Origin of the sequence: Azospirillum picis, assembly GCF_017876115.1 — a bacterium.
Lineage (GTDB): Bacteria > Pseudomonadota > Alphaproteobacteria > Azospirillales > Azospirillaceae > Azospirillum > Azospirillum picis.
The window spans coordinates 184,237-196,116 of the sequence record NZ_JAGINO010000006.1; the positions used below are offsets into that span (position 1 = coordinate 184,237).

The window sequence follows — 11,880 nt, forward strand, 5'->3', positions numbered from 1 at the left end:
CTTCGGAGCATCGCCTCCGAAGGCCATTTTCTTTCAGCAACCGCCGTTCAGGGATCCCGACTCATGCTCGCGCCCGACACCATCCTTCTCGGCCATGCGGTGATGGACCGCGACCACGCCGACTCGCTCGGCCTATGGGAAACCGCCCGCGACGCCGCCGCCGGCGAGCTCGCGGCGCCGTTCACCGCCTTCGCCCGGCATCTGCGCGAGCATTTCGCCCGCGAGAACGCGCTGATGACCGAACACGGCTTCTTCGCGCTGCACTGCCACAAGGACGAGCACAGCCGCGTTCTGGCCGTTCTCGCCGCCCTGGAGGCGGAACTGGAGGAGGGCAGCGAGGACCGGGCGCGCAAATACCTGCGCTTCCACTTCCCCGACTGGTTCCACACCCATCTGGCGACGATGGACCGGGTGACCGCCGATTTCCTGGCCCAGGCGGAGGCGAAGCAGAAGGCGGCAAGGCAGGTGGCGGCGGTTTAGCGGCCGGCGGCGCGGGCACCGCAAGGACCCGGAAATGGAAAGGGGCCGGAACCTGCTCGGTTCCGGCCCCTTATGGATGGTGGGCGCACAAGGACTCGAACCTTGGACCCGCTGATTAAGAGTCAGCTGCTCTACCAACTGAGCTATGCGCCCATCCGTATGGGAGTGTTCAAGAGATGGTGGGCGCACAAGGACTCGAACCTTGGACCCGCTGATTAAGAGTCAGCTGCTCTACCAACTGAGCTATGCGCCCATCTCTTGGAACGATGGCGCCGGCTGAAACAGCCGACTGTTCATCGCACCGGCCAAGCCGTTGTCCCGGCCGGTGTGGCGCGGTTTATATCGAAGGTGTCCTGACCTGTCGATAGCAAAATCGCAGCCCATGTGAATTTTTTGCCTGCGCATTTCGGTGGCCCCGCCGGTGGGTGGCGGCTACATCTGCGGCGTCTTTTCTCGGACGGATGGGAGCGTTGGCCGATGGTTGGACCGACGGCGGCAGCAACGGCGGCGGGTGCAACGACGGCGGGGGCGACGACGGGGGGCTGGACCGAAGGCTATGTCGGCGGGATCGACTACATCCGCGCCGTCTACCGCGACTGGTCACCGGCTCTGCTGTGCTTCGCGCTGACGCTGGGCGGATGGCGCCCGCCCGAGGCGCTGCGCACCGGCCGCTTCGTCATGACGGAGCCGGGCTGCGGCCACGGCCTCACCACGGCGCTGCTGGCCGCTGCCCATCCCGCCGCCCGGTTCGAGGCGATGGACTTCAACCCGTCGCACATCGCCGGCACCCGGCGCCTTGCCGCCGATGCCGGCCTTGCCAACGCCCTGTTCCTGGAGGAGAGCTTCGCCGACTATGCCCGGCGCGAGGGTCCGCCGCTGGATGCGGTCGCCCTGCACGGCGTCTGGTCCTGGGTGAGCGCCGAGAACCGGGCGATCCTGCTCGGCCTGCTTCGCCGCCGCCTGGCACCCGGCGGCGTCGTCTTCGTCAGCTACAACGCCCTGCCCGGCACCCTGCCCCATATGCCCCTGCGCCGCCTCCTGGTCGAGCGCTGCGCCGCGGACAGCGGGCCGCTGCCCGAGCGGATCGCCCGGGCGATCGACTTCGCGGCGCGCATGGCCGGCCGGGGCGGCGGCTGGCTGGCCAACACTGACGGCGTCGTCGAGCGGATCGAGCAGCTCCGCCACAAGTCTGCGAACTACATCGCCCACGAATACCTGAACGCCGACTGGACCGCCTTCTACCACGGCGACGTGGCGCGGGAGATGGCGGCGGCCAAGCTGGAGTTCGCCGGCGCCGCGGTGCCCATGGAACAGCTCGACGATCTCGTCCTATCGCCGGTGCAGAGGGATTTGGCGGCCGAGGCGGCAGACCCGGCGCAGGCCGAAACCCTGCGCGACATGATGAGCAACCGCAGCTTCCGCCGCGATCTCTTCGTCAAGGGCGGCGAGCGGCTGTCGCCGGCCGAACGGCGGTCGCTGCTCGGGGCCACGCGCTTCACCCTGCTGGTGGAACCGGACGACCTGCCGGAGACGGCATCGACCCCGGCCGGCCGCCTGACCTTCCCGCCCGCGCTCTACCGTCCGCTGGCCGAGGCGCTGGCCGGGGAGCCGCGGAGCCTGGAGGAGCTGCTGGCCCTGCCCGCCCTGGCGCGGCAGGACGAGGCCCGGGACGGGCAGGCAGTGTTGCGCGCGCTCGTCCTGCTGACCAGCCTGACGCTGGCAGCGCCGGTGATGCCGGAGGACGGATCGGCGGAGCGCCGGGAGCAGGCCGCCCGCTTCAATGCCGCCGCCCTGGAGCGCCACCGCTTCGGCGAAACTCCGGGGCAGCTCGCCTCGCCGCTGCTGGGAGCCGGCGTGCCCGTCTCGCGCATCGAGGCGCTGTTCCTGTTGGCGGAACGTCTGGGAGAGGACCCCGCTGCCCTCGCCTGGCGCCAGCTGTCCGCCGACGGCATCCGCCTGGGACGGGACGGAGAGGCCTGCGTCGGTGACGAGGCCAACCGTGCCGAACTGGCGCGGCGGCATTCGGGATTCGCTGCCCGGCGCCGCCCGCTGCTGGAGCGGCTCGGTGCCACGTGACGGCGAAATCGTGACGGCGAAAGCATGATGGCGGGAAAGTCGTCCGGCGCGCCTCACCGCTCGCCGGTGGCGGCCTTCGGCAGCTTCTCGGCGATGCCGTAAAGCGCCTCGCGGCGCCGGATCTCGGCAAAGACGTCGTCGGGGTGGATGTTCAAGGTCGTCCAAAGGACCGACAGGTTGTAGAGCAGGTCGGCGCTCTCGTTGATTACGCCCTGGCGGTCGTCATTCATGGCGTCCAGCGCCACCTCCACCGCCTCCTCCCCCACCTTCTTGGCGATCTTCTTTGGCCCGGCGGCGAGCAGGCGCGCGGTCCTGGAGTCCGCCGGGTTCAGGCGCTGGCGTTCCAGGATGGCGTCGTAGAGGCGGATCAGGTCATCGGTCATAAGCGGGCTGGGCTCGGCGGCAAGGTTGAGGGATCCTTGCGCTAAGGTGACGGTTCGGCGGCGCGAGCGCCATACCCCATAGGCCCGGTGCCCCGCCGGACCATCGCCTTATACCGTGCGAGCCCGCCGCGGAAACCGCTATTCGGCCGCCGGGGTGGCAACCGGCGCGTAGGAATGGTCGGCCTTGGGGCGCTCCTCCAGCAGGGGCCGGCCGGTGCTGGCGAAATAGACCACCTCGGCGATGTTGGTGGCGTGGTCGCCGATGCGCTCCAGGTTCTTGGCGATCATCATCAGGTGCATGTGCACCGTGAACTGGTGAGGGGCTGCGGCGGCCGACCGTTCCACCTCGGCAACGAGGCTGGTGTAGAGCGCATCGACCTCGTCGTCGGTCCGCCAGATCCGCAGCGCCGCCTCGGAGTCGCCGTCGACATAGGCGTCCACGACGTCACCCAGCCGCTCGCGCACCAGCCGACCGAGCTGCGGAAGGCCGGAAGGAGAGCCGGCGCCGGTCAGGCTGAACAGCGCGACCGCCCGCTTGGCGGTGTTGGCGGCATGGTCGCCGATGCGCTCCAGGCTGCCGGCGATCTTCAATGCCGCGACCACCTCGCGCAGATCGTCGGCCACCGGCTGTCGCAGGGCCAGGAGCCGCATGCAATGGGCCTCGATGTCGTGCTCGAAGGAGTCGAGGCGGGCATCCGATTCGACGATCTCCCGCGCCAGCTCGGGGTTGCGCTGCGCCAGGCAGGTCAACGCCTGGTCGATCTGCGTCTCCGCAGCGCCGGCCATCTGGACGATGGCGGACTTGAGGCGCTTCAACGCATCCTCGAACGCGGACACGATGTGCGGAGCGGAGGTCTTCATCGTCGCCATCCCTTTCACGGCGGTTCCCATAAGGCCGCGACCATAGCGTACGGACGTTACCGTACGATGACAGGAGGCGGAGGCGACAATTCCCGGCCAGATGATCGCCGGATGATCGGATGCGGCCGCAAGCCCGCCCATCGAACCGGCGAGCGCTCGATTTGCCGATTGATTTTGCGTTGCAGCATTGCGAGATCCTCGGTCCTGGCCGCGCCGCCCGGGCGCTTCAAACCCCTCTCCATCCCTTCCGGTTCCCGCCATGATCGAACGCCGTCTTGAGCAAGTGATCTTCGCCAGCCGCTGGCTTCTCGCCCCCTTCTACCTCGGGCTCGTGGTCTCTCTGGGTGCCCTGCTGGTGAAGTTCCTGCAGGAGATCATCCATATGGTCCCCCATGTCCTGGAGATGTCCGAGAAGGACGTGCTCCTGGCGGTCCTGACGCTGATCGACCTGTCCTTCGCCGGCAACCTTCTGCTGATGGTGATCTTCGCCGGCTATGAGAACTTCGTCTCGAAGATCGACGTGGCCAATCACGTGGACCGGCCGGACTGGATGGGCAAGGTCGATTTCGGCGGCCTCAAGCTGAAGCTGATCGCCTCGATCGTCGCCATCTCGGGCATCCACCTGTTGAAGGCGTTCATGAATCTCGACCAGACCTCGCGCGACGAGCTGATGTGGCTGGTCATCATCCACATGACCTTCGTCGTTTCCGGAGTCCTGCTCGCCTGCATGGACCGGCTGGAAGGGCACCATGCCAAACCGGCCGGAAAAAGCGCCGCAGAGGCGGCGGAGCATCACTGAGGCGATTGTGCAACGCCAAAAGCCCGTTGCAGTACCGCGGCAACACGGGTTAGACACACCACCGTCACATCGGCTTGCGGGCGATGCGGCGGCTCGGGATGGGCTTGACCGAACGGCATATCCGTTGACGGAAAATTAACCCTGATCCGCCAGTTTCGCCTTCAGGCACCGTACGGCGACCGGCGCCGGCATCCGGCTTCCGGGCCGGTTTCCGGACCGGCCAAGGGCGCGCGAAAAGGTCCGGTCCGCCGGGCGCACTCCGTGCTTGAGCGTGCGGACGCATTCGACTATGGAACCGTCGGCGGACATGCTATGCCACTCCGCCGGCTCGGCCGTCTCAACCGCTTTGATAGAGTTCGTCAGCTCCATGCTCTCCAAACTGCTCGGCGTTCTGTCCGCCGACATGGCGATCGATCTGGGGACGGCCAACACCCTGGTCTATGTCAAGGGCCGCGGCATCGTCCTGAACGAACCGTCCGTCGTCGCCATCGCCAACGTGCGCGGCAAGAAGCAGGTCCTCGCCGTCGGTGACGAGGCGAAGATGATGCTCGGCCGCACGCCCGGGAACATCCAGGCCATCCGGCCGCTTCGCGACGGCGTCATCGCCGATTTCGAAGTCGCGGAAGAGATGATCAAGCATTTCATCCGCAAGGTTCACAACCGCCGCAGCTTCGCCAGCCCGCAGGTCATCATCTGCGTGCCGTCGGGCTCGACCGCGGTGGAACGCCGGGCGATCCAGGAGTCGGCGGAGGCCGCAGGCGCCCGCCGCGTCTTCCTGATCGAGGAGCCGATGGCCGCCGCAATCGGCGCCGGCCTGCCGGTGACCGAGCCGACCGGCTCGATGGTCGTCGACATCGGCGGCGGCACCACCGAGGTGGCCGTGCTGTCGCTGGGCGGCATCGTCTACTCGCGCTCCGTGCGCGTCGGCGGCGACAAGATGGACGAGGCGATCATCGGCTACATCCGCCGCAGCCACAACCTGCTGGTCGGCGAGGGCTCCGCCGAGCGCATCAAGAAAGAGATCGGCTCCGCCTGCCCGCCCGAGGACGGCGAAGGCCGCATCCTCGAGATCAAGGGCCGCGACCTGATGAACGGCGTGCCCAAGGAACTGATCATCTCCGAACGCCAGATCGCCGAATCCCTGGCCGAGCCGGTGTCCGCCATCGTCGAGGCGGTGAAGGTCGCGCTGGAGCACACCGCTCCGGAACTGGCCGCCGACATTGTCGACAAGGGCATCGTGCTGACCGGCGGCGGCGCCCTGCTGGGCAACCTCGACTTCGTCCTGCGCCACGCCACCGGCCTGCCGGTGTCGATCGCCGACGACCCTCTGTCCTGCGTGGCGCTCGGTACCGGGCGCGCGCTGGAGGAGATGAAGACGCTGCGAAACGTCTTGGTCAGCGCTTACTGATTGGTGTATCCCTTGGTTGGAAGGCCTCCGGCTCCCTGCCCGCCCGGGCGGTGAGGGCCGGGGACGGACCGCGTATCTGGACGGGAATTTCCTGTGAAGTCACGCTCATCCGGCTCCGTCATCCGCCTTGCCGCGCCCTTGCGCGCTCTCGCGCAGCGCTTCTCCTTCCTCCTCCTGGTCCTGGCGTCGATCGCCCTGATGATGGTGGGCAAGATCGAGTCGGTATCGGTGGACAGCGCCCGCGCCCGTGTGACGGACGCCTTCGCGCCCATCCTCGATGCCATCTCGCGTCCCGCCGCCACCGCGGCGCGGGTGGTGGAATCCGCGGTCGAGCTCGAGAACGCCTTCGACGAGAACCAGCGGCTGAGGGCCGAGAACGCGCGGCTGCTGCAGTGGAAGCAGGCGGCCCTGCGGCTGGAGTCCGAGAACCACAGCCTGCGCGGCCTGCTGCACGTCACCCCCGAACCGTCGGTCTCCTACATCGCGGCCCGCGTCATCGCCACCCCCGGCAGCTCCTTCGTGCGGACGCTGGTCGTGACCGCCGGGCGGCGCGACGGGGTGCGCAAGGGACAGGCGGCGCTGAGCGGCGCGGGCCTGATCGGCCGGGTGATCGAGGTCGGCGAATGGTCGTCGCGCATCCTGCTGCTGACCGACATCAACGCCCGCGTGCCCGTCATCCTGGCGAACTCCCGCCAGCGATCGATCCTGGCCGGCGACAATTCCGACCAGGCCAAGCTTCTCTACCTGCCGCCGGACTCTCCGGTGCAGGTCGGCGAGCGCGTGGTGACGTCGGGCGACGGCGGCCTTTTCCCGCCCGGCCTGCCGGTTGGGGTGGTCACCGCGGTCAGCGAGCGCGGCGTGCGCGTGCTGCCCAGCACCGACCTCGCGCGGATCGAGCATCTGCGTCTGGTCGATTACGGATTGCCCGCCGCGGACCTGGAACCGTCGCCGGAGTCGCGGTGAGGTCCGCTGAAGGGACCGGTCCGCTCGGGGTGCCGCAGATATGACCGCCACCTTCTGGCAACGGCTCGACAAGGCCGGGCGCAATCTGGCGCCCTTCGCCGTGACCGTGATGATGGTGCTGGTCGGGATGGTTCCGGTTCCGATGCCCGGCTATGCGCCGGTCGCCCCGAACCTGACGCTGATCTCGGTCTATTACTGGACGATCCACAGGCCTGACCTGATGCGTCCGGGGGTGGCCTTCGTGATCGGCCTGCTGCAGGATTTCCTGACCGGCGGCCCGCTGGGCGTGAACGCCCTGCTGCTGGTCGTGACGCAATGGGCGGTGCTGAACCAGCGCAGGGTCTTCCTGGCCAGCACCTTCGCGCTGCTGTTGTTCGGCTTCACCCTGGTGATGGCCGGCGCGGTGGTCCTGCAATGGTTGTCCTTCTCGGTCCTGAACGGCGCCGCGCTGTCGATCCTGCCGGCGCTGTTCCAGGGGTTGCTGACGGTGGCCGCGTTCCCGGCGGTGGGATGGCTGCTGATCCGCGTCCACCGGGCGTTCTTGAACGGGTAAAGGGTCCCGACGGGTCTCATGAGTTCCATCGAACGCGACACCGACCGTTCCCGCCTGCTGGGGCGCCGTGCGCTCGTGCTGGGCGGCATCAAGCTGGCCGGGCTGTCGGCGCTGGTCGGGCGCCTCTACTATCTCCAGGTGGTCGAGTCGGCCCGCTACACCATGCTGGCGGAGGAGAACCGGATCAGCCTGCGGCTGATCGCCCCGTCGCGCGGCAACATCGTCGACCGCTTCGGCGTTCCGCTGGCGGCGAACCAGCAGAACTACCGGGTCGTCGTGGTGTCGGAGCGCACCCACAACATCCAGGAGACGCTCGACAAGATCTCGCGGATCGTGCCCTTGACCGACGGCGACCGCCGCCGCGTGCTGCGCGAGCTTCACCGCAAGCGCCGCTTCGTGCCGGTCACCGTGCGCGAGAACCTGACCTGGGAACAGGTCGCCACCATCGAGACCAACACCCCCGACCTGCCGGGCGTGTCGATCGAGGTCGGCGAGTTACGCCATTACCCGCAGGCCGAGGCGACCGCCCACATCCTGGGCTACGTCGGCGCCGTGTCGGAGGCGGAGCTGAGCGGCAACAGCGACCCGGTTCTTTCGCTGCCGGGCTTCCGCATCGGCAAGGCCGGCATCGAGAAATTCCACGAGAAGGTGCTGCGCGGCACCGCCGGCACCAGCCAGCTCGAGGTGAACGCCGTCGGCCGCGTCATCCGCGAACTGTCGCGGGACGAGGGCCAGTCCGGCCGCGAGGTGCAGCTCACCATCGACATGCAGCTCCAGCACTTCGTGCAGCAGCGCCTGTCGCAGGACGTCAGCGCGGCCGCGGTGGTGATGGACGTCCATACCGGCGGCATCTACGCGCTGTGCTCGCACCCCAGCTACGACCCCAACCAGTTCACCATGGGCATCAGCGCCGAGCTCTGGGAGGAGCTGCTGTCCAACCCGGCGACGCCGCTGAACAACAAGGCAGTGGTCGGCCAATACCCGCCCGGCTCCACCTTCAAGATGATGGCGGCGCTGGCGGCGCTGGAATCGGGAATCGTCAGCAACCGCTACACCGTCTTCTGCCCCGGCCACCTGGAGTTGGGCGACCACCGCTTCCACTGCTGGAAGCGCGGCGGGCATGGCACCGTCGATTTCGTCGGGGCGCTCCGCCATTCCTGCGACGTCTTCTTCTACGACGTGTCGCGGCGCATCGGCATCGACCGCATCGCAGAGATGGCCAACCGCTTCGGACTGGGCCACCGCACCGGCATCGACCTGCCGCACGAGCGGGCCGGACTGATCCCCTCGATCGCCTGGAAGAAGGGAACGCTCGGCAAGAACTGGGACATGGGCGAGACGCTGGTGGCGTCGATCGGCCAGGGATACGTGCTGGCGACGCCGCTTCAACTGGCGGTGATGACCTGCCGGCTGGCCAACGGCGGTTTCGCCGTCATGCCGCACCTGACCAAGCAGATCAAGACGGTCAGCGGCGAGCAGACCGCCTGGCCCAGCATCGGCGTCAAGAAGGAGAATCTCGACATCGTGCTGCGCGGGATGACCGAGGTGGTCAACGCCCCGAACGGCACGGCGTTCAAGTCGCGGATCACCGAGGTCGGCTACGAGATGGCCGGCAAGACCGGTTCCGCCCAGGTCCGCCGCATCACCATGGCCGAGCGCAGCAGCGGCGTGAAGAAGAACGAGGACCTGCCCTGGCGCGAGCGCGACCATGCGCTGTTCGTCGCCTTCGCCCCGGTCGACGCGCCGCGCTACGCCTGCGCGGTGTTCGTCGAGCATGGCGGCGGCGGGTCGGCGGTGGCGGCGCCGATCGCCCGCGACATCCTGCTGGAGACGCAGAAGCGCGATCCCGGTCGCGCCGCGGTGGCGGAGACGCCGGCGGCGGGAAGCCTCTTCGACCCGCCGGGCTGACGGCCGCGGCAGCCGTCCGGCTGCGGACTCCAAGTTTTGATCTTCCGTGTGAGTCACGTTCCAAGCGATACCGCTTGAAACGTGACTCACACTCCAAATGCGAAGAAAAGGGCGGCCGCACCGAAGCGCGACCGCCCTTTTTCATACCGGCGGGCGGATGCGCCGCGGTCAGGCCGCCGTCTTCAGCAGCTCGCACAGGCGGCGGATGCCCTCGCGGATGCGGTCCGGCTTGGTGACCGAGAAGGCAAGCCGCAGCGTGTTCTTGCCCGACCGGTCGGCGTGGAAGGCCGACCCGGGCACGAAGGCGACGTTGGCCTCCTTGATGGCGCGAGCCAGCAGGTCGGTGCCGTCGACGCCCTCCTGCGCCTCGATCCACACGAACAGGCCGCCTTCCGGCTTGGTCCAGGTGATGCCCGGCGGGGCGAACTCCTCCAGAGCCGACAGCATGGCGTCGCGGCGCTCCTTGTACTGGGAGCGCAGCAGCTTGAGGTGGCTGTCGAAGATCTGCGAGACGACGTCGTGCATGACGATCTGGTTGATCGTGCTGGCATGCAGGTCGGCGGCCTGCTTCATCAGCACCAAGCGGTTGACCACCTCCGGTGCGGCGTTGACCCAGCCGACGCGCATCGCCGGCACCATCGTCTTGGAGAAGGTCCCGCCGAAGATGACGTTGGTCAGCGCGCCGCCGTTGCGCTCGCAATCCAGCGCCGCCAGGAGCGGCAGATGCTCGCCGTCATAGCGCAGCTCGCAATAGGCGGTATCCTCAACCACGGGGACACCGGCCGCCTCGCAGGCGTCCAGGATGGCGTGGCGGCGCGCCAGCGACACGGTGGTGCCGTTGGGGTTCTGGAAGTCGGGGACCAGATAGAAGAACTTCGGCTTCTGCGCCAGCGCGGCGGTCAGCGCCTCCATGTCCGGCCCCTCCTCGTCCATCGGGATGGACAGGTAGGTGGGCTCGTACGGCGAGAAGGCCTGGAGCGCGCCGAGATAGGTCGGCCGCGTCACCACCACCTTGTCGCCCGGCCCGATCAGCAGCTTGCCGACGAACTCCAGCACCTGCTGCGAGCCGTTGGTGATCAGCACGCCGTCGAGCCCGACACTCACCCCCTTGCCGCCCATGTAGTCGCAGATCCATTCCCGCAGCGGCGTGTAGCCCTCGGTGATGGAATATTGCAGGGCGGAGCCGGCACCGGCGTTGGACTGGAAGATCTTCTCGTAGGACCGGGCGATGGCGGAGCTGGGGAACAGGTCCGGGTCGGGAATGCCACCGGCGAAGGAGATGATCTCCGGACGGTCGATCAGCTTCAGCAGCTCCCGGATTTCGGACGCCGTCATGCCCCCAACGCGGCCGGCGAACACATGACCCCAATCAACCGACACGTCGCTTCTCCTTCGGTTCAGTAATTTAGTATCGTTCTCAGGCGGCCGAGAATTGCATTTCTTACCGCCGGTGAACAGATCGAATCGATGGTATGGCAGCTATGCTGTCCTGTATGAGATACCAGCAAATTGCCCGTTTTGCCAATGATCTGATGCCGGAACCACGTGACCTGCCGTTTGGCATAGCGCCGGGTCGACTGCCTGGCGAGGAACACGGCCTCGTCGAGCGCGATCGCGCCCTGCAGGTGCCGGCGCAGTTCCGGCACGCCCAGGGCCTTCAGCACCGGGAGATCGGGTGCGAGGTGCCGGTCGCGGGCCAGGGCGTCAAGATGCCGCACCTCCTCCAGCGCCCCCTGTTCCATCATCATCCCGAACCGCAGGTCGCAGAGCGCGTAGAGCTCGTCGCGCGGCGGATCGAGAACCAGCACGGTGAAGCGCAAGCCCTCCGGCGCACCCTGCGCCGCAAGGCCCTGCCAATGGGACAGCGGGTGGCCGGTCGCCTCCAGCACCTCCCAGGCCCGGGTCAGGCGGGTGGTGTCGCCGGCGTTGAGCTTGGCGGAGGCCGGATCGCGGGCGACCAGTTCCGCCCGGAACGCCTCGCCGCCCCGGGCGGCCAGACGGGCATGGGCGGCGGCCCGCACCTCGTCGGGGATCGCCGGGACCTCGCTCAACCCTTGCATCAGCGCGCGCAGGTACAGCCCGGTGCCGCCGACGACCACCGGCAGGCGGCCGGCGGCCGCGGCCACGTCGATCTCCTCCAGCGCCATCGTCCGCCAGCGGGCCGCCGAGCCGCGCTCCGCCGCCGGCAGCACGCCGTAGAGCCGGTGCGGCGCCCGCGCCAGATCGGCGGCCGGCGGCCTCGCGGTCAGCACGTCGAGGTCGGCATAGAGCTGCATGCTGTCGGCGTTGATCACCGTGCCACCGAAGGCCTCGGCGACGGCCAGCGCCAGCCCCGACTTCCCCGAAGCGGTCGGGCCGCCGATGACGACGACGTCGGTGCGAGCGGTCATGGCCGCCACGCCCCATCGCCTCCCCGGCGGGCGGGCGGGCATGCGGTCGGATGTGTCTG

General features: G+C 68.3%; 11 protein-coding genes and 2 tRNA genes. 7 read left to right on the forward strand and 6 right to left on the reverse strand.

Annotation, left to right across the window (positions count from 1 at the left end; genetic code table 11):
• Nucleotides 1-63: 63 nt before the first annotated feature.
• Nucleotides 64-480 (forward strand): bacteriohemerythrin, encoded by a 417-nt coding sequence (locus J2850_RS11215; protein ID WP_209981595.1) that lies wholly within the window; start codon nucleotides 64-66, stop codon nucleotides 478-480.
• A 77-nt stretch (nucleotides 481-557) separates the two neighbouring features.
• On the opposite strand, the gene J2850_RS11220 is transcribed toward J2850_RS11215, so the two are convergent.
• Together J2850_RS11220 and J2850_RS11225 are read right to left on the reverse strand one after the other, a co-directional pair.
• Nucleotides 558-633 (reverse strand) — tRNA-Lys (locus J2850_RS11220).
• A gap of 24 nt (nucleotides 634-657) precedes the next feature.
• A tRNA-Lys gene (locus J2850_RS11225) sits at nucleotides 658-733 on the reverse strand.
• A gap of 224 nt (nucleotides 734-957) precedes the next feature.
• Between J2850_RS11225 and J2850_RS11230 the strand changes: the two genes are divergently transcribed.
• Complete coding sequence (locus tag J2850_RS11230; protein ID WP_209981597.1) at nucleotides 958-2,556, forward strand: class I SAM-dependent methyltransferase; 1,599 nt, start codon at nucleotides 958-960, stop codon at nucleotides 2,554-2,556.
• 53 nt (nucleotides 2,557-2,609) lie between these two features.
• On the opposite strand, the gene hisE is transcribed toward J2850_RS11230, so the two are convergent.
• Together hisE and phoU are read right to left on the reverse strand one after the other, a co-directional pair.
• Nucleotides 2,610-2,939: a phosphoribosyl-ATP diphosphatase gene (gene hisE, locus J2850_RS11235; protein ID WP_209981599.1), complete on the reverse strand. Its 330-nt coding sequence runs from the start codon at nucleotides 2,937-2,939 to the stop codon at nucleotides 2,610-2,612.
• A 138-nt stretch (nucleotides 2,940-3,077) separates the two neighbouring features.
• Nucleotides 3,078-3,800 (reverse strand): phosphate signaling complex protein PhoU, encoded by a 723-nt coding sequence (phoU, locus tag J2850_RS11240; RefSeq protein WP_209981601.1) that lies wholly within the window; start codon nucleotides 3,798-3,800, stop codon nucleotides 3,078-3,080.
• A 259-nt stretch (nucleotides 3,801-4,059) separates the two neighbouring features.
• Here phoU and J2850_RS11245 point away from each other — a divergent pair, with 259 nt between their 5' ends.
• The 5 genes from J2850_RS11245 (at nucleotide 4,060) to mrdA (ending at nucleotide 9,431) form a co-directional block, all read left to right on the forward strand.
• Complete coding sequence (locus J2850_RS11245) at nucleotides 4,060-4,599, forward strand: TIGR00645 family protein (RefSeq protein ID WP_209981603.1); 540 nt, start codon at nucleotides 4,060-4,062, stop codon at nucleotides 4,597-4,599.
• Between the two features lie 367 nt (nucleotides 4,600-4,966).
• On the forward strand, nucleotides 4,967-6,007 hold the full coding sequence (locus J2850_RS11250; protein ID WP_012974729.1) for a rod shape-determining protein: 1,041 nt from the start codon (nucleotides 4,967-4,969) through the stop codon (nucleotides 6,005-6,007).
• A gap of 93 nt (nucleotides 6,008-6,100) precedes the next feature.
• Entirely contained in the window at nucleotides 6,101-6,970 is an 870-nt protein-coding gene (gene mreC / locus J2850_RS11255; RefSeq protein ID WP_209981605.1) for a rod shape-determining protein MreC, read from the forward strand.
• A 40-nt stretch (nucleotides 6,971-7,010) separates the two neighbouring features.
• A complete protein-coding gene (gene mreD, locus J2850_RS11260) occupies nucleotides 7,011-7,523 on the forward strand; it encodes a rod shape-determining protein MreD (RefSeq protein WP_209981607.1) in 513 nt (170 codons plus the stop codon).
• Nucleotides 7,524-7,541: 18 nt separating this feature from the next.
• The gene (gene mrdA / locus J2850_RS11265) at nucleotides 7,542-9,431 is read left to right on the forward strand and encodes a penicillin-binding protein 2 (RefSeq protein WP_209981609.1); all 1,890 of its coding nucleotides are present in this window, start codon (nucleotides 7,542-7,544) and stop codon (nucleotides 9,429-9,431) included.
• Between the two features lie 168 nt (nucleotides 9,432-9,599).
• On the opposite strand, the gene J2850_RS11270 is transcribed toward mrdA, so the two are convergent.
• Nucleotides 9,600-10,811, reverse strand: a complete 1,212-nt coding sequence (locus tag J2850_RS11270) for an aminotransferase-like domain-containing protein (protein WP_209981611.1) — start codon at nucleotides 10,809-10,811, stop codon at nucleotides 9,600-9,602.
• Between the two features lie 17 nt (nucleotides 10,812-10,828).
• Entirely contained in the window at nucleotides 10,829-11,821 is a 993-nt protein-coding gene (gene miaA, locus J2850_RS11275) for a tRNA (adenosine(37)-N6)-dimethylallyltransferase MiaA (protein WP_209981612.1), read from the reverse strand.
• Nucleotides 11,822-11,880: the final 59 nt, after the last annotated feature.